This is a genomic window from Pseudonocardia sp. DR1-2, from assembly GCF_023717215.1.
Taxonomy (GTDB): domain Bacteria; phylum Actinomycetota; class Actinomycetes; order Mycobacteriales; family Pseudonocardiaceae; genus Pseudonocardia; species Pseudonocardia alni.
The window spans coordinates 241,728-266,240 of record NZ_JAMQOF010000003.1 but is presented as its reverse complement, the minus strand read 5'-3'; the positions used below and the strand labels follow the sequence as shown (position 1 = coordinate 266,240).

Annotated in this window: 2 protein-coding genes (1 of these 2 cut by a window edge); both read left to right on the top strand. The window is 77.4% G+C overall.

Annotation, left to right across the window (positions count from 1 at the left end):
* Positions 1 to 23,908: the 3' portion of a toxin glutamine deamidase domain-containing protein gene (locus ND486_RS10115; protein ID WP_251784446.1), read on the top strand. 5,378 nt of this gene lie to the left of the window's left edge; the window shows 23,908 of its 29,286 coding nt (coding positions 5,379-29,286); its start codon lies off the left edge, out of view; it ends in the stop codon at positions 23,906 to 23,908.
* Positions 23,905 to 24,513: a type VII secretion system-associated protein gene (locus ND486_RS10110; protein ID WP_251784038.1), complete on the top strand. Its 609-nt coding sequence runs from the start codon at positions 23,905 to 23,907 to the stop codon at positions 24,511 to 24,513. The genes ND486_RS10115 and ND486_RS10110 overlap by 4 nt, the downstream gene beginning before the upstream one ends.

The following is a 24,513-nucleotide window of genomic DNA, read 5'->3' as shown; positions in this document are numbered from 1 at the left end:
GGAACAGCACCGCGTCGCGGTCGTCGAGCAGCGCACCGACGACGTCGCCCGTACCGACTCGGTGCACGACGTGGCCTTCGACTCGCACGTCACCCGCCTCGACGACGACGCCCGCCGCGACCTCACCACCGTCGCCGGCGAGGTCCGCGAACGCGCCCGCCTGGCCGCCGCGGCCGGGAACCCCCCGCCCCGGGTGCTGCTCGTCGGCGACGGCATGGGGCACCGCGCCGACCGGGCCCGCGGTACCGCGGAGTCCCTCGTCGGCCGGGCCGACACCGACCGGGCCGGCCGGCCCCGCAACGACGTGGCCCAGCGGCTGGCGACGGGCCGTGCGCGGGCGCTGGCCGCGGCGGTGTTCCTGCGCGGGCAGCTCGCGGACGTCCCCGGGGTCCGGATCGTGCACCGCGCCGCGGTCGACGCACCGGACGGCGTCGTGCCCCGGCCGGGCCGCGGCGTGCAGGCGCACGTCGACGCGCCGCTGCCGCGGACCGTCATGGGCGACCCGCAGGGCCGTCACCTGCAGGACGTGCCCCGCCGGGTGCACGTCCCGCTGCTGGGCGGACGGTTCACCACCGACGTCCGCCGCGCCCTGGAGCTGTGGATCGCCCGGACCGGCGACCCCTCCGCCGTGCACGTGTGGGCCGACACCCGCGCCGACGGTCCCGGCGGGCTCTCGGCGAGGTCCCGGCGCCGCCTCACCGACCTCGGGGTCACCGTCCGCGACGTCGCCACCGACCTCCCGTCCGGTACCCGCGCGACCGACCGGATCCTCAACCACCGGCTCCGCACCGGTTCCTTCACCGGGGTCGGCACGGACGTCGCGCTGTCGGTCGTCCACTCCGAGGGCGGCGTCTGGGCCGACCCGGCCGTGCGCGCCACCGGGGACGGCCCACCCGCCCCGCTCCCCGAGACCATGCCCCGCATGCCCGGCGGCGTCACCGACGGCGAGCCGCTGTTCCCGCTGCTCACCGGCCGCGCGGACGGGCTCGACGGTCCCGGTACCGGGCTGTTCGTCGCCCCGCCCGGCTCGGCGCTGCTGCAGACCCTGCTCAACTCCGACCGGCTCGGCGAGGACGGGTTCCTCACCGGCCGTCTGCAGGAGCACCTCGACGGGCGCCCGGTGGACCTGGCCGCGCGGGCCGACCGCGGCACCGAGGCCGACCTGCGCACCGACCTCGGTTCCGGCCGGTTCCGTGTCGACGACCACGTGCTGTCGCCGTGGACCGGCCGCGACGTGCCCGCCCCGGCCACCGCGCCCCGCTCGCTGCTGCGGGTGCAGTCGGTGGGCCCCGAACAGCGGCGCGCCGTCGCGGACCTCATCGCGTCGATGGTCCCGGGCGCGTCGGCACGGCGGTCGGGGACGGCGACGTCGTCGCAGCTCGACGCGATGCTCACGCACCGGCCGTCGGCGCTGCACCAGGGGCTGCCCTTCGACGTCGAGGTCGGCGGCCGCCGCTACGAGGCCCTCGTCGCCGTGGACCACGACCCCGGCCGCCGGGGCGAGGGCCCCGACCCCGCCGCGGCGCGGACCGACGGGACCGAGCAGATCCGGCGCGGCACCGACAACCTCGTCGAGGGCCGCTACGACGACAGCAGCCGCGCCGTCCCGATCGCCGGCTCCGGCGGGTCGCTCGCCGGATACGGCGGTGCCGCGGTCACCGCGACCGGGGGCGACACCGTCGGGCACCGGACCCGCAAGACGGTCAACAACGACGTCGGTTACGACGCCAAGCACACCCCGGCCGCCGACGTCCCGGTCCGCTTCACCGTCACCCTGCGCGACGAGTCCGGCGCCGTCGTCGGCCCCGGCCCGCGCGTCCTGGACGGAACCGCCACCGGATGGTTCGACGAGCCGACCCCGAAGGCCGGCGCCCGGCCCGCCGTCGAGCTCGGTCCCGGCGCCGGGCCCGCGCTGTCCAACGCCGCGGTCCTCGACGTCCGCGGACCCGGCCCGGACACGGTCCTGGCCGCGCTGGCCGACCAGCTCCCGCCCGGACTGCTGCAACCGGGGTCCCCGGGCCGCAACCGGCTGCTGCACTTCCTGTCCGACAACCACCTCGCCCACCACTACGAGCGGTTCACCACCGGCTGGGTGCGCTCGGACGAGCTGCGCAACCCCGGCGGACCACCGGTGTACGTCGAGTCCCGGCTGGTGCCGAAGAAGGGGTCGTGGCTGGCCGAGCTCGACGGCAAGACCACCAAGCAGCAGCGCATCGACTGGGGTGTCGAGGGCAGCAGCAGCTCCCGGCTCGGTGTCTCCGGGGAGATCCGCGGGGGCTGGCGGTTCTTCCCGAAGGTCGCCTTCCTGCACCTGGGCCCGTACCTCGGGGTGGGCTGGAACCGCAGCCGCGGCTGGGCGGCCACCCACATCGGAGCGTCGCGGCGCAACGTCGACCAGAGCTCCCCGGGCGCCTACGAGGTCGAGTTCGTGCGCGAGACACGGGTGCGGTGGGGGTCGACCAGCGCCGTCGCACCGCCGGCCCGGACACCGGTCGAGCTGGTCCTCGCCGACTCCCCGCACAACGCCCGCGACGCGGGACTGCCCGTCTCCGAGTCCGTCCGCGACGCCCGCAACACCGACCGCCGGACCGACACCCTCCCGCCCTACCTGGCCGCGGGCCTGGGCATCGGCCGGGGACACATGCACTCCCTCGGCGACGCACCGACCCGGCTGCGCGAGCGGATCGACCAGATCATCGCCTCGGTCGGCGGCCCGTTCGCGGCTCTCGCCGACGGCGACGGGACCCACCGCGCGTCGAGGAGCAGCTCGACGGTGCGCGACCTCGGTGAGACCTGGCGGATGCTCGACCACAACACCACCCAGACGCTGCTGGGCACCAGCGCCGACTCCCTCTACGACGGCGGCGTCGACCTCGTGCTCGCCCGCAACCGCTTCCGCAGCACCGAGTACCTGCACCTGAGGATCACCGCCGAGATGCTCGACGTCGGCGACGAGGGCCCGCTCGACGGGATCAGCGTCAAGACCAGTGCCGGCAACCGCACCGAGTCCGTCAGCGGTGCCGCCACCGGGATCGAGGGGACGCTGGGGCTGCGGGCCGGGCTCGGGTTCGAGGCCGGCGCGGTCTACCCGGGCCTGGGGGCACGGGCCTCGGCCGGTCTCGGCCACAGCGACAGCGGCGCCGGCGGCACCATCACCGGCCGGCGCGCGGTCGCCGGTCCCGCCGGGCCCTCGCACCGGGTCACCGGCGAGAACCTCTACACCATCACCGCGGAGCGGTTCAGCGAGACCAACGCGTTCGGGCGGCTCACCGGAATCGGTGCACCCGGTCGGCACGTGAGCCACCGGACACCGGTGGAGCTGCCCGACGGCCCGCCGATCCGGGAGCCGTTCGCGCTGGACGTGCCCGCCGACGAGATGCTCACCCCGGGCACGCCGCCGGAGGCCCAGGGCATCCGCAGCCGTCCGCGGATCACCATGGACAGCCCGGTCGGTCCGCGGCGCCGGGACTTCGCGCAGACCCTGCTGGCCGACAGCACGTTCACCTGGATCGGCGGGGTCAAGGAGCGCCGCACCGCCGCCGAGGCCGCGCTCACCGCCGCCGCCGGGGGAGACGCGGTGCTCGGCCGGCGCGGGACCGAGGACGGCCGCGCGCTCGAGGCCGTCCTGGCCCCGCAGCGGGTGTCCAACGACCGCGGCGTCACCGAACGCGGGCTCGCCACCCCCGAGCAGGTGCACAAGCGTCGCTGGCGGGACCGGCGCGGCACCGTCGTGTCCACCCTGGGCCTCTACGACCTGCGGGTCGTCGACGTGCGGCACGCGCCGCCGACCGGCCGCGCCCGCAGCGAGGTCGTCTACGGCGGCTACGTCGCGTCCGGCTCGTCGTCGAACGCCCGGGGCGCCCAGGGGCGGGCCGGGTTCGAGGTCAACGACTCGTCGCTGACCGCCCAGGAGCTGGAGCAGTCCGCGCGCCACCCGACCGGGTCGGGTGGGATCCACGGCGGATACCAGGTCGGCGCCCGCGACACCGGGGCCCAGGGGACCCTCGGTGCGCGGGAGACGTTCGACGACGGGTCCGGGGGCCGGTCGTTCGTCGTGAAGGCCCGTGGGGTGGTCACCCACCGGGCGACGTCGTGGGAGAGCAACCAGCTCCTCGACACCGTGCACACCCCCACCCGCCGGACCGCCACCCGCTACGTCGACCTGCCCGACCACGTGTTCCTGTCGGTCGGCGAGGAGCAGATGCGGGTGTGGGGCCTGCTCCCGCAGGAGGAGAACCGCCCGCACCAGGCACCGGTGGACCTGCAGGTGCCGCCGACGCTGCGCGGCGACGACCCCGTCACCGGTCTGGGCTGGCCCACCGACGAGGCGCTGCGCGCCCCGCTGGCCGACATCAACGACCAGCTCCCCGGGCACTTCGCCGGCCGGCTCGACGCCGACGAGGTCGCGCTGCTGACCGAGCGGCTCACCGATCCGCAGCGGGGCATCTCCGCGGCCGACCTGAAGGGGCTGCACAGCAGCCTCGGCGGGGACGGGGTGCCGTTCAGCGCCTCCCGGCGGGGCTTCCTGGTCCACCACGACCTGTCCGGGCACCTGTCGTTCGTGCCGGACACCACCCCGGGAGCGACCCGCGTCGAGCAGGTCGTCCACGACGGGCACGCCCCCAAGGTGGAGCAGTACTTCGCCGACCAGCGCTCGTCGACGTCGGTGCGCAGCTCCGGCCCGGTCGCACAGTTCGGCGGCACCCTCGGCGGCCGGGGCGGCAGCGGCGGTGAGGACCCGTACTACGGCGGCGGCTCCGGCGGGCTCGCCGCGTCCTCGTCGCGGACCGACGTGCACACCGACACCACGTCCGACACCGTCCGGATCTGGCGCTTCCTCGGCTACGACGGGCCCACCGCGATCATCGGGCAGACCGGTCATCTCTCGCTGACCGTCACCCGCGACGGCGAGACCATCCCCGGCCCGACCTCGGCGCCGTTCACGCTCCGCCACCGGGTGCCCGCGGCGTTCCTGTCGTCCCTGCCGGACCTGCCGCAGCCGCCCCCGGACCAGACCCGCCGGGCCGGACCCGGTGGTGACGCGCCGCGGATCGACCCGGACACGGCGATGGGCGTCGTCCGCACCGACGCCGTGGCGATGAGCCGCGCGGTGCAGGACCACCTCGCGACGGTGGACGTGCCGGACGCGTTCCGCCGGCCCGGCGAGGCGGGCCGCCACCAGCTCGACGTGCTGTTCTCGCCCGAACACCTCGACTCGTGGATCCCGTCGATGCTGAAGGGCTCGGCGACGCTCCCGCCGGTCGTCCACCCCACCCAGGTGGGCGTGACGCTGACCCCGCGGATCACGGTGACCCCGGTGTCGCTGCACACCGACGGGGTGTCCGCGGCGATGAACCTCGGCGCCGAGTCCAACTTCCACATCGGGACCCAGACCGCGTCGTCGCAGACCCACTCCGGCGACGTCGTCGGCTCGGTCGTCGGGGAGGGCCGCGACGTCGGCAGCAGCCGCGGCGACGCGCGCGCCGACGGCGAGGCGGGGGCCGCCACCAGCAACCGCGGCGGCCAGGCGCCGCTGATCGGGCGCGAGCACGAGACGAAGCTCGGCGACCCCGTCCGGCTGCTCGGCGGCCGGTTCGACTACCGGATCGAGCTGGAGCTGAACCGGCCGGGCCGGGCCCCGGAGACGTTCACGGTGCCGACGGTCACCGGCACCGGGATGCGGCTGTTCCTGGCCGAACGCCACGCCGCGGACCTGCTCGGACCAATGCCCGGGACGGTGCGCACCGCGATGGAGCAGGAGAAGGCCCGCGCCGGCGAGTGGCGGACCGCCGACACCGCGCTGGTGGAGCTGCAGCGCCGGAACGACCAGCTGTGGCTCGACGCCGGCCCCGGCGGCCGCGCCACCCTGGCCCGGGACCGGGCCACCGAGATCGCGGCGATCGACGCCGAACGCCGGACCGCCGCCACCCGGTTCGACGAGGCGGCCCGGGCCTGGGCGCAGGCCAAGACCGATCTCGACCGCCGCGTCCGCGAGTGGGTGAGCCCCGGTGCCGGCCGCGACGACGCCGTCCCGCCCCCGCCCGTGCGTCCCGCCCCGCCGCCCCCTCCGGCCCGCCCGGCCCCGCCGGTCCCCGCGCCGGCCCGGGACGTCCCGCCGCCCGCACCCACCCGCGCGACCCCTCCGCCGCCCCCGGGAACCCCGCCGGAGGACCCCACCCGGCCGGCGCCCGCACCACCCGCACCGCCGGCCCCGGCACTGCCGCAGCGTCCGGCCGTGGCCGGCCCGGCCCCGTCGCCGGTCCCCGGGGGGACGCCCCCGGCCGTGCCGCACCCGTCGGTGCCCGAGGTGCCCACCGACGCCCAGGCCGCGGCGATCGGCCAGGCCCTGCAGGTCTACGACCGGCCGTCCGGCCCGGACGAGGTGCGCGAGGCGTACGCGCAGTGGCGCGGGCGCGGCGAGCCGATGCCGCGCGGCGGCGACTGGTCGCTGGCCGCGGCCGTCGCGAACCCGGACCTGGTCGGTGACGGGCCGGGGGCCCGTGCGATCGGTGTCGAGGCGGAGTTCCTGCGCCACCGGCTGGTCAACCTCGCGGACTTCGTCGAGGCCGGTGACGAGCTCGCCGGATCCACGGCCCTCACGGCGGTGGCCGAGATCGGCCCGTCGGGCATGACGCTGGAGCTGGTCACCCAGCCGGCCCGCCTGCTCGACGGCGACGCGGGTCGGGTGCCGCTCGACGAGAGCGCGGCGGCGCTGGACCGGGTGCTGCAGCGGCTGGCCGCCCTGACCGGCCCCGCGCCGCTCTCCACGATCTTCCCGTCGCCGGAGTACCGGCTCTCGTCCGACGCCGACGGGGTCCGGGTCGAGCCCCTGACCGGGTCCGGCGGGGTCACGGTGTCGCCCCACTACACCGCCGGGACCGCCGTCGCCGGTCTCGCGGACCTGCTGACCTGGCTGTCCGGCCGTGCGGCGGCGGTCAACGTGTTCCCGGCCCACGCGGCCCGCCTGCACCTGGCGGACGGGCTGGACCTGGGCCGCCGGGTGGCCGAGGAGATGGTGACCGACCCGGCGTTCGCCGGCCGGCCGCCGCACACCCTGGCCGCGACCCGGACGGCCGTGCACGGCACCGTCGCCGCGCTCTACCTGCAGTTCGCAGCCATGGCCCAGCGTCTGCACGCCGACGGCGGAGTCGCGCTGACCAAGAACTTCTCCGCGTTCAACCTGCGGCACTTCCCCGACCACGTCGTCGAGGGCACCGGCCCGGAGGGCGCCGCCTGGCTGCACCGCAACACGGCCTCGGTGATGGAGCGGTTCGCCTCGACGTTCCGTGCCCTCCACCCGCAGGGGCACCGCGGCGAGCCCGACCCCGGCCTGCTCGATCGCAGGCTCCCCCCGCGCCGCATGAACGACTCCGCCCACAGCACTGCGACCCTGCGCGACTGGCTGTACGGCGGGCTCGGCGACGACCCGCAGCGCCGCCGGGTGGGCCCCGACGAGGCGCTGGGCATCAGCACGACGCTGCCGGAGCTCGACCACAACCGCGCCACGGACGGCACGCCCCGGCTGACCCCGCCCGCCGCCGTGGGCGAGATGCGCCACGAGGGGCCGCGCACCCTGCGCGACGGCGGGTCACCGTTCGCCGGCGCCCAGGACCTGCAGACCGCCATCCGCGAGATCGGTACGGCGAGCCGGGAGGCCTACACCGCGGCCGAGGCACTGCTCGCCCAGGCGGCGATCGCGGCGACGCCCTTCGCCGCCCCGGGGACGTGGGCCCCCGCCCTGCGCGGTGAGGACTTCGGCGCCGGCCTCGACGCGGGGCTGGCCGCCCACGAGACCTGGCGGGGGACCCCGCGGGTCGCCCACGGCACCGCGGCGACCCCGCTCGCGGCCGCCGTCGCCGACGTCGAGAACGCCTTCGGCGCTCCGCTCGCCCCCGTCGGGGAGGGACCGGAGGCGTTCGGGACGGTCGTCGACCGGATCCGGCGGGCCGGCCACGGGGCCGACGCGATCGTCCACGCCTACCCGGAGGCCGCCGAGCCCGGCCGCTCCTACGGTCGCGGCGACTGGGTCGGGCCGGTGCGTCGCGTCTGGAACCTGGTCAACCACGAGGACACCGTCTGGCTCGTCGACCCGCGGACCGGCACGGCGACCGTCGCCGGTCCGGATCCGATCCCGCGGATCGGCCGGGTGTTCGCCGTGGGCGCCGATCCCGACGCGGCCCCGATCCGGTTCGCCCCCGACGACGCGGCCCGTACCGCTCCGGACGACCCGGGCGCGGGGGCCCGCCCCGAGACCGGCCCGCCCGGCGACGGGCCGGCCACCACGGCCGGTCCGGACACCGGGCCGCCCGCCCCCTCCCGGTCGTGGCGGCCCGGCCCGCTGTGGCGCACGGACGCGACGCCGGCCGTCCCGGCGCTCCGGGACCCGCTGCAGCCCGCGCAGTGGAAGGCCCGCCGTGGCGACGCGACGCCCGGGACCGCGCACACCGAGCAGATCCGCGTCCTGCAGCAGCCGGACGGCACCCTGACCCCGCAGGGCAACCCGGTGACCGTCGACGTGCGCCGCATCGAGGTCGAGCCGGGACGGTGGGTGCGCGAGCTGACCCTGCCGCTGCACCTCGTCGGGGACCCGGCGCACGTCGCCCGCGCCACGGAGCTGGCCACGCAGGCGCTGCGCGACCACGTCGACGGCCGCTACACGCTGCCCGGCGGCGACCAGCTGCACCTGCGCATCGAGCCGACGACGCGGGCCGACGCCAACCGCGTCCTGGTGACCTCCGAGCCCGGGTACACCGGGGCGAACTCGACGTCGCTGCACTGGCGGATGGAGCATCTCGAGCGCGGCGACGACCCCGCGCTGGCGGTCGGCCGCACGTTCCACGAGCTGCTGCACCGGGTCGGTCTGCCCGACCGCTACCGGGTCCCCGGCGCGGTCCTCGGCGGGGTCGTCGACGGGACCGGTGTGATGGGCACGGACTGGCGGAGCACGCTGCTCACCGGCACCGACCTGGCCCGGATCGACGAGGTCGCACGCCAGGCCCCCACCCACGACCTCCCGCTGCCGGCGCCGCGCGACGCCACCCCACCCGCCCCGCCCGCCGTGGAGGGCCCGCCGGTGCGCGGCGCCGACGGCGCCCCGATCGCCCCGGACTCCTTCGACTGGGGTACGACCCGCTCCGGCACCGACGCCCCGGAGGACACCGGGGACCCGCTCGTGCCGGAGAGCACGCACGGCTCGTCCGACACCGGGAGCACGCACGGCCCCGGCGACGCGACCCGGCTCACCGTCGCGTTCGGCGAGGGTGTCCACCGTGTGGACGCGACCGGGCGGGCCGCCGTGCAGGCCGCCACCGACCGGTGGATCGACGACGTCGTCGCGGCCCGCGCCGAGGGCCGCCCCACCCCGGCCCTGACGGTGACCGGGCACGGCAACGGCTCCCGCTCGGCGTCGCGGCCGTGGGCCGACCGCACCGGTGCCGAGCGGACCGGGCTCGACCGGGCCCGCGACGTCGAGTCGATCGCCCGGGCCCGGCTGCGCGCACGGGTCGTCAGCGGCGCGACCGGCGGGCTCGCGGAACGGGAGTTCCGGATCGTCGCCACCGGGACCGTGCGTCCGCCCGCGCCCGGGGCGTCCCCGGCCGAGCACCGTGTCGCGGTGCTGGGGCGCGACACCACCGACGTCACCGCCGTGGACTCGGTGCACGACGTGCCGTTCCGCAGCCACGCCACCCGCCTGGACGCCGCCGCCCGCCGGGAGCTGCAGGGCCTCGCCGAGCAGGTCCGCGAACGGGCCCGCCTCGCCCGCGACCAGGGGCTGCCGCCGCCGCGGGTCCGGCTCGTCGGCGACGGCATCGGCCACCGCGCCGACCGGCTCCGCGGTGATGCGCGCCGGCTGCTGGGCGACGCCGACACCGACCGGGCCGGTCGCGCGCGCGACGACGTCGCCCACCGTCGCGCCACCGGGCACGGCCGGGCCACCGCGGCCGCGGTCTACCTGCGCGGCCTGCTCGCCGACGTCGAGGGCGGGGTCCGGGTCACCGCCCGCTCCGCCGTCGACGCGCCCGACGGCGTCGTCCCACCGCCGTCGCGCGGGGTGCAGGCGCTCGTCGACCAGCCCGTCCGGCGCACCGTGATGGGCGACCAGGACGGGCGCCACCTCGCCGACGTCCCGCGCCGGGTGCACCTCCCGATGCTGAACGGGCGGCTGGACGCACGGATCCTGCGGTCGCTGGACGTGTGGTCGACGCGCACCGGCGACCCCGCCGCCGTGCACGTCTGGACCGACGCGGGCCGGCTCACCGACACCGCCCGGGTCAGCCTGGAGCGGCGTGGGGTCACCATCCGCGACGTCGCCACCGAGTTCCCCGCGGGCACCCGACCCGCGGACCGCATCCTCAGCCGGTTGATCGCCGGCGATCTCGACCGGGCCGGGGCCGACGTCGCCGTCGCCGTCCTGCACCGCGACGGCGGCGTCTGGGCCGAGCCCGGCGTCGTCCCGGACACCGCCGGTGCGCTGCCGGCCACGATGCCGCGGATGCCGCGCGGCCTCGCCGACGGCGAGCCGCTGTTCCCCCTGCTCACCCGGCCCGACGACGGCTCGGGAACGCCGCCCACCGGGCTGATGGTCGCCCCGCCCGGGTCCCCGTTCCTCGGTGCGCTGCTGGACTCCCCGCGTCTGGCCGAGGACGGTTTCGTCGCCGGTCGCCTGCACCACTACCTGGAGACCCGGGGCCTGGTCGACCTCGACGCGCCCCGCGACCCGAACGCGGTGCGCGCGCTGCGCGACGACCTGGAGTCGGGCCGCTACCGCTTCGACGACGACGTCCTCGCCCCCTGGAACGGTCCCGACGCCGGTTCCCGGCGCGGCGACGGGCCCGTGGGGACCGGTACGTCGACCCGCGCAGGCGGGCCCGGCCCGGACCGGCTGCTGCGTGTCCGGACGGTCGGCGCCGACCAGCGCCGCGCCGTCGCCGAGCTGATCGACGAGATGGTCCCCGGCCGCCACCGTCGCCGGGACCGGGCCGTGGCCGAGCAGCTCGACGAGATGCTGCAGGCCCGTCCGGAGGCGCTGCACAGCGGCCTGCCGTTCGACGTCCGGGTCGGCGGCCGGGTCTACGAGGCGGTCGTCGCGATCGGCGAGGACCCGACCCGGCCCGGTCCGGCCCGCGGCGCGGACGCCCCCGCGGCCACCGACGGCACCGAGCAGATCCGCCGGGGCACCGCGAACCACGTCGAGGGCCTCGCCCACACCTCGGGCCTGTCGGTCCCGGTCGTCGGCACCGGCGGTTCCATCACCGGCTTCGGTGGCGGCGGGATCACCCTCGGCGGCAGCGACACCGTGCACCACCGCACGCGCAAGACCGTGAACGTCGACGTCGGCTACGACGGCAAGCACGCCCCGGCCGGTGACGTCCCGGTGCGGTTCACCGTGACGCTGCGCGACGACTCCGGGGCCCTCGTCGGACCGGGCCCGCGTACCGTCGCCGGCACCGCGAGCGGCTGGTTCGACACCGCCGACCGCAGGCCCGGCGGGCGGGTCCCCGCCCCGCTGGACGGGACCGCGGGCCCCGCGCTGTCCAACGCCGCGGTCCTCGACATCCGCACCCCCGGTGTCGACGCCGCGCTGGCCGCGCTGGCCGGTCAGCTCCCGCCGGAGCTCGTCAGGCCCGGGACACCGGGACACAACCGGCTCGCGCACTTCCTGTCCGACAACACCCTCACCCACCACTTCCAGCGGCTGACCGGCGGCTGGATGAAGTCCGACGAGCTGGCCGTCGGCGGCGGCCGGTCGGCGTTCGTCATGGCCCGGCTGGTCCCCAGGGCCGGGTCGTGGCGCGGTCCGGTCGCCGGGAAGACGACGCTGTCCCAGCGCATCGACTGGGGTGTGGAGTCCGGCCGCAGCCGGGGCCGCGGTGTGTCCGGTGAGTTGCGCGGCGGCTGGCGGGTCGCCCCGAAGTTCCTGTTCATGAACCTGGGGCCCTACGTCGGCGCGGGCTGGAACCACCGCCGCGGGTGGTCCGCCAACCACATCAGCGCCTCCCGGCGCAACGTCGACCAGACCCGGCTGCAGGCCTTCGACGTCGACTTCGACCTGGAGATGAAGGTCGCCTGGGGCTCGACGAGCGAGACCGCCCCACCGGTGCGGGTCCCGGTCGAGACCCTGCTCGCCGACGACCCGCACAACGCCCGCGACGCCGGTCTCCCGGTCCCCGACGAGATCCGCGACGCCCCCCGTTCGGCCCGCACCGACACCCTGCCGCCCTACATCGCGGCGGGCCGCGGCATCGGTCGCGCCCACGTGCACTCCCTCGGCGACGCCCCGGCCCGGCTGCGGGAGCGCATCGAGCGGATCGCCGCCTCCGAGGAGGGCGGCATGGCCTCGCTGGTCGACCACGACGGATCGCAGCGCACGGCATCGAAGGCGGGCACGGTCGAGGGCTTCAGCGAGAGCTGGCGGATGCTCGACCACCAGACGACCCACGCCGTCCTCGGTGCGACGGCCGACCAGCTCTACGACGGCGGCGTGCACCTGCTGTTCTCCCGGGACGGGGTACGGCACACCGAGTACCTGCACGTCCGCGTCGACGCGGTGATGTCCGACGTCGTCGACGAGGGCCCGCGGGCGGGCGTCGCGGTGAAGACCAGCGCGGGCCACCGCAAGGAGTCCACGGCGAGCTCGGGCAGCGCGTTCGACGCCGGGTTCGGCGGCCGGTTCGGCCTGAGCTTCGACGTCGGCCCGATGTACCTGGGCGGGACGGCCCGCGCCGGGTACGCGCACGGCGGCGACGCCGGGGGCGCGGTCGGCACCGTCACCGGCCGGCGCAGCGTCGGGGGCCCCGGCGGCGACGCGCACCGTGTCACCGGCGTCAACACCTACCGGGTCACGGCGGAGAGGTTCTCGGTCACCAATGCGTTCGGCCGGGTCACCGGCGTCGGCACGCCGGGCCTGCAGGCCGTCGAGCGGACCCCGGTGCGTGACGTCGCCGAGCCGCCCGTCGTGGAGCCGTTCGCCCTCGACGTGCCGAAGGACGAGATGCTGCGGCCGGACGCGCCGCCGCACCTGCGGCGCATCCCGATGCCGGGCGCCCCGACGGCCACCCCGATCCGGCCGAATGGGACGAACCTCGCCCCGACCCTGCGGCCCGACACGATCATCACCTGGGTCGGCGGGGCGGGCGCCCGGCGCGCGGCCATGGAGGCGGCGTTCGACGCGACGACCGGGGCCGGGGTGCTCGCCCGGTCCGGCACCGACGACGGCCGCGCCCTCGACATGACCTTCGGCCCGGAGCGCGTCGCCAACGACCGCACCGTCACACAGAAGGGGATCGGGACACCGGTCTTCGTGCACAAGGGGCGTCTGTTCGACCGGCGCGGCACGGGCGAGGGCGAGCTGATGCTGTACCGCCCGCGGATCCTGTCGGTGGACCACGCGCCGCCGGTGGACCGTTCCCGCAGCGAGGTCGTCTACAGCGGTGGCCTGGCCTCGGGCAGCAGCAACCGCACGCACACCGTCACCGGCCGCACCGGCGTCGAGATCAGCGACACGGCGCTGACGGCGCAGGACGTCGCCGCGGCGGACGGGCACCCGACCGGCTCGGGCGGCGCGCACGCCGGCTACCGGGCGTCGCACCGGGCCGGGCGGTCGCGCGGCACGGCGGGGGCCAGCGAGACCTTCCACGACCTGGGCAGCAGCCGCTCCTACGTGGTCGTCATGGACGGGGTCTTCAAGGCGACGGCCCGCACGACGGTGACCAACCAGCTCCTGGACCTGGTGCGCACGCCGACCGAACGGACCGCGACCCGCTACGTCGAGCTGCGCCGGCAGGTCTACGTCTCCGCCGGTGAGGCGCAGCTGCGGGACTGGGGGCTGCTGCCCCCGGAGCTCCCTCGCCCCGACACCTCCGACGTGCCCCTGCTGGTGCCGTCGCGGCTGCGCGGGCCCTCGCCGGTCGTCGGCCTGGGCTGGGCCATGGACGAGGACATCGCGCGCCCCCTTGCCGACCTCGCCGCGAAGATCCCCGGGCACTTCGACGGCATGCTCCCGGCGGCCGACGTCCGCACCCTGACCGAGCGGTTCACCGACCCGCAGCGCGGGTTCACCGCCACGGACCTGAAGGGCATGCAGGACAGCCTGGGTGGCAACGGCCTGACCTTCACCGGCTCCCGCGGCGGCGTGGTCGGCCACCACGACCTGACCGGGACCGTGCGGTTCGTGCCCGACCCGGCCGCGGACGCCGCGCGGGTGGAGCGGGTCGTCCACGACGGGCACGCGCCGAAGGTCGAGCAGTACTTCAGCGACCAGCGGATGAAGGTGACCGCGGTGTCGTCCGGGCCGAGCGCCGACATCGGCGGCAGCGCGGGGGGCCGTGAGGGCTCCGTCGACGGGGGCGCGCACTACGGCGGCGGGCTCGCCGCCGCGGGTGCGTCCTGGTCCTCGACGACGCACCGCCCCGACGCGACGGCCCACACCTACCGCGGCTGGCGCTGGCTGGGTTCCGACGGTCCGACCGCGATCCTCGGCCGCGACGGGCATCTGGAGCTGTCGGTGTCCCGGGACGGGACGACCACCCCGTCGCTGGCCTCGGTGCCGTTCACGCTGCGCCGGCGGGTCCCGGTGTCGTTCCTGTCGACCCAGCCCGACCCGGCGCTCCCGCCGCCGGACCAGATGCGTCCGGCAGCCGACGGGCGCCCCGCGGCGACGGTCGACCCGGACACGGTCCTCGGCAACATCCGGGGCGACGCGCAGCGCGCCCGGACTGCGTTGCAGCAGGCGCTGCAGGCCGCGGACGTCCCCCGGGCCTGGACGACCCCGGGGGAGCCCGGCCACCACGCCCTCGACGCGATGTTCACCCCCGAGTACCTCGACACCTGGATCCCGCTGCTGCTCGACGGCCCGACCGACCTGCCGCCGGTCGCGCACCCGAGCCTGCCCGGGTACGTGCTGACGCCGCGGCTGCGCATCGTGCCGGAGTCGCTGTACACCGAGGCCGTGTCGGCCCAGCTCGGGGTCGGCGCGGAGTCCCACTCCATGACCTCGACGGTCGCCGGTCCCTACAGCGACGTGTCCGGTGGCGTCGGCGCCGGGCTGCTCGGGGACGGCCGCACCGTCGGCGAGTCCCGCGGCGACCTGCGTGGCGACGCCCAGGGGCAGGCGTCGGCGAGCAACCGGTCGATGCAGCTGCCCCTGACCGGACGCGAGCACGAGACCAAGCTCGGCGGCTCGGTCCGGATCCTCGCGGGCTCCTACCGCTACGACGTCGAAGCGGTCCTCACCCGGCCCGGCCGCGACGACCTGCACGTCACGGGTACGACGCGTGGCGGGGACCTGCGTCTGTTCATCGCCGAACGCGACGCCGAGACGCTGCTGGGCCCGATGCCGGCCGACGTCCGTTCCGCGATGACCGAGGAGAAGGCACGCGCCGACGACTGGCGCGCCGCCGACAAGGAGCTCGTCGCGGTCCAGCACCGCTTCGACGCGCTCTGGCTCGGCACCCCCGCGGCGGACCGCCGCCGCCTGGAGAGCCTGCGCGGCGAGCAGACCGGTGACATCGCGACCGACCTCCGCGTGGCCGGTGAGAAGTACACCGAGGCCGCCCGCGGGTGGGCCGAGGCCAAGACCGAGCTGGACCGGCGCACCGCGGAGTGGGTGCAGCGGCGTCCGGTGGCGGCCGCACCGCTGCCGCCCCGGGTGCCGCGGCTGGCCACGATCCCCGAGGGCGAGGAGCCCCCGGCGACTCCGCCGCCGCCGCGCCCCGCCGACACCTCCTCGGGGCGGGCCCCGCGCTCGTCGACGGTCACCGGGTCGGGGCCGGTCACGGACCCCGGGACGGTCGTGCACCCGCTCCTCCCGGCGCCGGAGATGCCGACGCGGCCGCAGATGGACGCCATCCGCGTCGCCCTGGACAGCCGCGGGCTGCGCTCCGGCCGCGACGACTCGTTCGAGGTCTACCGGCGCTGGCGCGAGCAGGGCCGCCCGGCGCCGGAGTCCCCGACCGAGCTGGCCCGCGCCGCGGTCGAACACGCCGACCGGAACGGGTACACCGCCGAGGGGCGGCTCACGACCGCGGTCACCGGCCGGGACGGGGTCCCACGGCCGTTCGTGTCGCCGGACCGCTGGGCGCACCTGCTGCAGGGCGACACCGCGGACTCCGCCGTGGCAGTCGTCGAGACCTGGCACGGGGCCCCCCGGTTGCCCGACGCGGGTCACCGCCGCCCGGCGGACGAGGTCGTCGCCGAGGGGCTCGGCACCGAGCTGGTCGCCGTCGGCGACGGCGCGGGCGCGTGGGCCGCGGTGGCCACTGCCGTCCGGGACGCGGGGCACGGCTCCTCGGCCGTCGTGGAAGCCGTCCGGGACACCGGCCGGCGGGGACCGCGCGTCGCTCCCACTACCTGGGTGCTGCTCCAGGACGGGGACACCCAGTGGCTGGTCGACCCGCGTGCGGGCACCGCGACGCGGGTCGGGCCGGACGGTCCGCCCGCCGTCCGCGCGGTGCGCGCCGCCGCGGTCACCGGCGGCCGGGCGCCGCTGCCGCTACCCACCCACCCGGCCGGGCCGGAGACCACGCCGCGCCCGGAGCCGACGCCGCGCCCGGAGCCGACGCCGCGCCCGGAGCCGACACCGCGGACGGAGCCGACACCGCGGACGGAGCCGACACCGCGGACGGAGCCGGCCCCGCGGACGGAGCCGGATCCGATGGAGGAGTCCGGCCCGGCCGCCGGTGGACCCGGCCTCACCCCGCTGCGGCTCGCGGAGATCCGGTCCGCACTCCGGGACCTGCGTGACGACGCCGGGCTGCCCCGCACCCCGGGGGACGCGGCCGACCTCGACGCCCGCCGCGCGTTCGACCGCTGGTCGGCGCTCGGCCGCGCGATGCCGGCCGACGCGCGCCGGCTCGCCCGTGAGGTCGCCGAGGTCGCCCTGACCGGGGGGGTCCTGCAGCCGCGCGGCGGGGTCCCCGACGGTCCGGCCCACCGGTCCGGCCCCGCCGCCGGGACCCCCGCGGCGCCGCCCGGCGGCGCTCCCGTCCCGCGGCCGTCCGTCCCCCGGCCCGACGGTGTCCTGCGCGCCGCGGTGACCCGGGTCCGGCGGCTCATGACCGGCCCCGGCACACCGCTGCCGACACCGGTCTCCGCCGGGCGTGCGCTGCCGGTCTCCCTGCTGCGCAACCACCGCTTTGCGCTGCACCGGGACTGGGCGCGGATGCTGACGGGCACCTCGTTCGACGTCCACCTCGCCTTCCACGACATGTGGCAGGGCAGGCCCCGGGCGGCGGGACCGGACGTCCCGGTGGCCGACCGGTTCGAGGCCGTCACCCGTGCCCACGGTCGCCCGCCGGTGCGGGTGGGCACCGGCCCGGACGCACTGCTGTCGGTGGCGGCGACCGTCCGGTCGGCGGGGCACGGGGCCGAGGCACTGGTCCTCGCCTCGGGCGGCCCGCTGTACGACGGCTCCGCGCACACCCTGGTCAACGTGCGGGGCACGGTCTGGCTGGTGGACCCGGCCGCGGGGTCCGCGGTGGACCCGGCGTCGTCGTCGGTTCCCGTCGGCGCGTGGGTGGCGGCCGTCGGCACGGACGCCGACGGCGCGGCCCTGCCGTTCGATGTGGCCCCGCCCGGCCCGCCTCCGGTGCTGGTCACCGCCCGGGGCCCGCTGGGTGCATCCCGTGACGGCGTCCCCCTCCGCGTGTCCACCGGGCCCCGGGCCGTGCCCGGCTACCTGCCCGCCGCGCGGGTCGCGTCCTCCCCGCTCGACCCGTCGAGCGCGGCCTGGCGCCGGCAACGCGAGCGGGCCGCACCCGCCGAGGCGGGCGCCGACGTGGTGCAGCCGTGGGTGGACGCGGACGGCCGGCCGGCCGTCCGCGGGACCCGGGCCACCTTCGACGTCCGCCGGTTCGAGGTCGAACCCGGACGCTGGGTGCGGGAGCTGACGCTGGCGATCCGGTTCACCGGCACCCCGCCGGCCGTCGAGGCCGCCTCGGCACTCGCCCGGGAGACGGCCGAGGAGATCAGCGCCCGGAACTACCTGTTCCCGGACGGCGACCAGCTGCACGTCTCGGTCGAGCTGGCCGACCACCGCATCACCCCGCACACGGTCGCGGTGGTGGACGACTCCTACGTGCACGGCACCAACCACTCGCACAGCTCGCGCTGGAACCTGGTCCAGATCCGGGACAACCTCGCCGCGGGTCTGCGCTCCACCGCCATGCACGAGATGGCGCACCGGCTCGGCACCGTGGACCGCTACACCCGCGACGCGTCGGACGCCGCGGTCGCCTCCGTACGGGACCGGACCGGCATCATGGGGGCGCTGGAGAACCGCAGCCGCCTGCTCAGCAACACCGACATCGAGCGCATCGACCTGGCGTCCCGGCACGCGGTGGTCCACGGTCTGCGGCTGCCCACCGCCGACGCCGACGCCGCCGCGGCGGGCCCCGGCCGGGGGGCCGCGCCCACCGGTGTGCCGGAGATCGTCGTGCAGCCCGCACCGGACGCCGGGTTCCGGCCCTCCACGGTCCCGTCGGGGCAGATGCTCGCCGCCATCGACCGGGCCCTCGCCGGGCGCGGACTCGCCGCCCCCCGCTCGGCGGTCCTGGCCGCCTACGCCCGGTGGAACGAGCGGACCTCCGGCCTGTCCTACACGACCGACCGGCTGGCGGCGCACACCGTCGACCTGATCGAGCGTTCCGGCGAGGCCAGGACGCTGCCGGCGGCACCCCCGGCCGCGGCCGCGGCGGACCCGTTCGCACTGCTCAGCCCGCAGACCGACGCCCGGCCCGGCGCCGGGATCGCCGCTCTGCTGGGCGGCCCCCCGGTCACCCGGCAGGCCCCGGCCGGTCTGGACGCCCTGCTCCTCGGGCGACCGGCACCCGGGGCCGACGGTCCCTCCCCGGCCGCCGGCCTCGACGCGCTGCTGCCCGGTGACCCGTCGTCGCGGGCCGGCGCGGACGGCGCCGCGCCGGAGCAGCCGCGGGCCGACCGTCGCCCGTCCGGAGGGGAGTGGACCGGGTCGGCCGCGGACGCGGTGGAGTTCCGCCGCCTGTGGCGCGGCGACCCGGCGCCGGTCGGCTCCCCGGTCGGCGACCCCGTCGGGCAGGCCTTCGGCGCCCACCCCGCCGACGTCGGTGCCGGCCGGGCCGCCATGGTGCGGGTCATCCGCGCCGTGGCCGACGCGGGTCCCGGCGCGGACGCGCTGCTGCAGGGGATGCCCGAGCCCGTCCCGGCGGGCACCCGGTCCCGGCGCGGCGACTGGGTCGGCCCGGTCCGCCGCACCTGGCTCCTGGTCAACGACGCGGGCTCGGTACGGCTGGTCGACCTGGCCGCGGGGACGAACGTCGAGGCGACCCCGGGCGGGATCGAGCGGCTGGGCCGGCTGCGGGCCGTCGCCGCCCACCCCGACGGCAGCCCGCTGGACCTCCCGCCGGTCGACACCGGCCGTCCGCGGCTCGACGTCACCGACGAGTCCGGCGCCCGGTTCGCCCTGCGGTCCGACGCGCACCGGCTCCTCGCGCCCGGCCTCGACGGCCACCTCGCGCTGCACGACATGTGGTGGGGACGGCCCCGCCCGGCCGACCCCGACCTCCCGGCCGGGGAGCACGCCGCCGCGGTCGAACGCACCTACGGCCATCCGCCCACCGAGGTCGGGACCGGGCAGGCGGCACTCGACCGGGCCGTCGAGACGGTCCGCCGGGCCGGCGACGGCGCCGACGCGCTGCTGCTGGTCCGCGCCCCCGGCGACACCACCGAGACCCCGGCCAGCGTCGTCCGGGCCGACGGGCAGACGCTCGTCGTGCTCCCCGACGGGCCCCGTGCCGCCTGGGCGGGGGAGGCCACCGTGCCGGACGGCGCCGTCGTCCGCGCCGTCGGTGTCGGTGCCGACGGCGGCCGGCTGCCGTTCCCGGCCCCCGAGCGGCCCGCACCGGCCCCGGTCCCGGGCCCGGCCGCGCCGCCCCCGCCTGCGGAGCCCGCGCCGGCCCCGCGCCGTGGCCCGGACCCGCTGCGGCTGGCCTGGGACGGGCAGCTCCGTCCGGGGCGCCTCGACACCGGCCCGACCTGGTACCCCGGGACGCTGCCGCGCGCCACGCCGCTGACCGACCCGCTGCGGCCGGGTCCGGCCTGGGAGCGTGCGCTCGCCGCTCCCGGCCGGACGGCGCTCCCGGAGACGCCGCGGGCCGCCGAGGTCGACGGGGCGATCGGCGCCGTCGGCGGCGATCTCCTGTTCGAGGTGCGCCGGTTCGAGGCGGAACCGGGCCGCCGGGTCACCCACGTGACGCTGCCGATCGTGTTCGACGGCCCGCCCGAGGCCCGGCGGCAGGCCCGCGCACTCGCCGAGGCCGCCGTCGCCCGCGTCAACGGCACCTACGCCTTCTCCGACGGGGACCAGTTCCACCTCGCCGTCGACCCCGATCCGCGGCCGGGCCCCCGGTACCGCATCCGGGTCACCGACGAGGAGCTGGACGACGGGTTCGACGGGGTCTCCGACCACCGGCACTGGCGGGTCGACCGCATCCTCGACGAGCTCGCCACGACCGGGGCCGACGTCGCCCTGCACGAGCTGCTGCACCTGATCGGTCTGAAGGACCGCTACGGGGGCGACGCGACCCTGGCGCTGGTCGGCGGTGTCGTCGACACCGACGGTGTCATGGGCGTCCTCGAGACCCGGCGCGACGTGCTCACCCAGGCCGACCTGGACGAGATCGAGACCACCGTCCGCCAGGTCGTCGTCGACGAGCAGCGGCTGCCCGGGGCCCCGGCCGGGATCGACGCCGCGGCCCGCGCGACGATCACTCCGGGCGCCGACCAGCGGGAGGCGATCGACACCGAGCTCGCCTCCCGCCGGCTGACCGCGAGCGACGAGGACGTCCGCTCGGTCTACACACAGTGGCGCCGGACCACCACGCCGCTGGCCGTCGACGTCGTCGAGGCCGCCCGTGCCGTGGTCGCACTCGGGGTGGCGCGCGGAGCGTTCCGGGGCGTCGACGACGCCGTCGCGGGGCCCGCGGCGGACCGGTCCGGCTCCACCGGGCCCTCCTACCCGCAGGGGGACCGTTCCGGCGACACGGCCGAGCCCGGTGGGTCCGGAACGCAGGGTCCGGCCGTGCCGTCGCTCGTCGTCCTCGACCCCGGCACGGTCGGCTCCGCCGCGACGAGGTCGTCGGCCCCGCGGACGGTGGACGATCTGGCCTGGACCTACTCCGGTTCCGACCCCACCCACGCGGCCGAGCTGCACGAGGTCTGGCACGGGCGGTCGCCCGCGCCCCGCGCGGAGCCGTCCGGGCCGGTCGGCACCCGTCGGATGCTGGAGCAGACCTTCGGCAGCCCGATGACCCCGATCGGGACCGGTCCGGCCGCGCTCGGCACGGTCATCGACACCGTCCGGGCGGCCGGGCCGGGCGCCGACGCGGTGGTCTGGGGCACGTTCGAGCGCGACCCCGCCGTCCCCCCGACCGGGGAGGGACAGTTGCGGCTGGCCGGGCCGACCTACTGGAACCTGCTCAACGACGGCGGCACGGTGCAGCTCGTCGAGCTGCGTACCGCTGACGTCGTCCCGGCGACCGCCGACCACCTGAGCCACCTGGGCCGGGTCGAGGCGGTCGGGACCGGCGCCGACGACGTGGCGCTGGTCTTCCCCCGGGAGGACCGTCCGTTCGTTCCGCGGATCCCGTTCTCCGACGACCCGACGGCCGTGTTCGGCCTGCACGAGCCGACCTGGCGGCAGCTGCGGGGATCGGGGCTCGACGGGCACCTGGCGGTGCACGATCTCTGGTGGGGCCGCCCCCGCGCCACGCCGGACGCCGTCGCGACGCCCGGGCCGGCCGCCGCACCCGATCCGGTCGGCACCCCGGACCCGGCCGGGAGCGGGGGGAACCGGGGGAGCGCCCGGGAGGAGATCGAGCGGACGTTCGGGTTCCCGCCGGTCGACATCGGCGCCGGCCCGGACGCGTGGGCCCGGTTCGCCGACGCGCTGCACACCGGTGGCCACGGCGGCTCCGGCCTGGTCCGGATCGAGCACCCGGGCGACGGTCGCGTCGAGACGCTCTCCGTGATCCAGGTCGAGGGTGACGTCCTCGTGCTGACCCCGTCCGACGGCGGAGTCGGACTCGCCGAGCACGTCGTCGTCCCCGACGATGCGCGCCTCACCGCGGTGGGTGTCACCGGCGCGGGCGACCGTGTGCAGACCGTCCCGGTCGGCGAGCCGGCACCGTCCGTGCCCGGGCCACCGGCGCCCGAGGCGCCGCCGGTGCCGCCCGCCGACGCGCGTCCGGCCGCCCTCACCGGGGGTGCGGAGCCGCTGCACCGCGCCGGACCCCGATGGCACGAGGGGCGTGAGCCGGCGGCGGACTCCGAGCAGCTGTACCGCCGCGACGTCGTCTGGGACGCCCAGCGGGCCGCGGCCCCGGTGACCCTCGTACGGCCCGACGCCGTCACGGTGCTCCCACCCGATGACCAGGGCCCCGGGATCTCCCGGTACGACGACCTCGCGCCGGTGGAGGTGCGCCGCTTCGAGGTGTTCCCCGGGCACTTCGTCCGTGAGCTGACCGCTGCGGTGCGCCTGGTGGGTGACCCGGCCGCGGTCGCCGAGGCCACCGCGCTGGCCCTCGAACAGCTGGAGCTGCTCAACCACCGCTACCGGCTGCCCGGCGGGGACCAGCTGCACCTGAGCCTCGATCTGTCGCCCACCCGCCCCGAGCACCAGGTCGTCGTCGTGGAGGACGTGCCGTGGGTCCGCGGGCAGTCGGCCACGTCCCGTCAGGGGCGCTGGCAGCTGGACCAGATCCGCAGCCTGAAGGCGACGGGGTCCGCCGTCGCGGCGCACGAGCTCTCCCACGTGTTCGGCCTGCCGGACAGGTACGGCCCGCACGGCAACGCCGCCGCCGTCGGCGGGACCACCGCGTACGACGCCCTGATGGGGCCCGACGGCATCCTGGTGTACACCGAGGCCGACCTGGCCCGCCTCGACGCCCTGTTCGGCGGGTCGCAGCTGCCGAGCAGGCCGCTGCCGTCGGTCGCCGCGCCGACGGCCCGGGATCGGCTGGTGCCCGGCCACCACCAGTGGGCCGCGATCCAGAACGTGCTGCGGGACCTGCGTCTCCCCGTCGTCCGGGACGACCTCCCGGCGCCGGTCGCCCCGGACGGGCCGACCGCGTCCGGCGATGCCGCGGCGAACGCGCGTGACCGCGCGGCGTACGACGGGAACGAGGCCTACCGCGCGGCACTGCTGGACGCCTACGACGCGTGGCGGCGGCGGACCTCCCCGCTTCCCTTCGACGTCGACACGCTCGCCCGGGCGACCGTCTCACTGGCCGAGATGCGCAACCTGGTGCGCGATCTGCTCCCGTTCACCGCCGACCGGACGGACCGGTTCGCGCTGCACCGTGGGGCCTGGGAGGAGTTGGCGGACACCGGTCTCGACGGGCACCTGGCGCTGCACGACCTGTGGCGGGGACGCCCGCGGGAGGTCGTCGCCGAGCCCGCGGCGGATGCGGTCGAGCGGACGTTCGGCGCCCCGCCGGCGGAGATCGGTACCGGCGTCGCCGCTTGGGTGCAGGTCCACGACGGCCTGTTCCACGGCGGGGACGGCAGCTCGGCGCTGGTCCGGATGCACGACCCGGCCACGGGACGGACCGAGACGGTGTCGATGATCCACAGCCGGGGGGCGGTGGTCGTGCTGACCCCGTCCGACGGCGGCGTCGTCGCCGCGGTGCGCCGGGAGCCGGGCGCCGGCGTCGTCGTCTCGGCCGTGGGGACGGACCGCGACGGGAACCCGCTCCGACTGCACGGTCCCGCCCCGGACGACACCCCGGCCCCGGCGGCCCGGAGCGGTCCGGCTCACGGGAGCTGGGTCTCCGAGGCGGTCCCGAGCTGGGACGTCGACGGTGACGTGCCCGCTCCCGAGCCCGGCCGTCCGCCCGCGGACACCACGAACCGCCCCCGAACGGAGAGCCGTCCATGAGTACCGCCCCCGACCACACGCCCGCCCCCGAGGGCGGACCCGCCGAGGCCGAGGTGCCCGGCACTGCCGAGGACCGGATCGCCTACCTCGTCGACCCCGCCTGGCGGCCGACCCCGGAGCAGTCCCACCCCGACCCGACCCGGATCGTGGGGGCCTGGATCCTGCGTGCCGACGGCCGCGTCGAGGGGTTCCAGACCAACCCCGACTACGTCCCCGCGGACCCCGGGTCGCCGACCGACCCCGTCGACGCCGTCCTGCAGATCCTGGCCCTGGACCGGGCGGACGGCCTCCGTCCCGAGGACGAGACCCTCGAGCTGCTCGACACCGTCCTGCTCGAGGCCCGTCTCGGGGTGGCCCTCGACGAGACCGGCGTCGCGGTGGTCCGGCCCGCGCCCGGCGGCGGCGTGGTCCCCGTCGTCACCGCCGCCGCGCACCGCGACCGGGTCACCGGCGTCGCGTCCTGGCGCGAGACCACCGCCGCGGAGCTGGCCGCCGCCCTGCCCGCCGAGGGCGTCGACGTCGTGGTCAACCCCGACTCGCCCGCCCCGGCGCTGATCCCGGCCGCCACGCTGCGCTCGCTCACCGGCGGGGCCTCCACCGGCTGA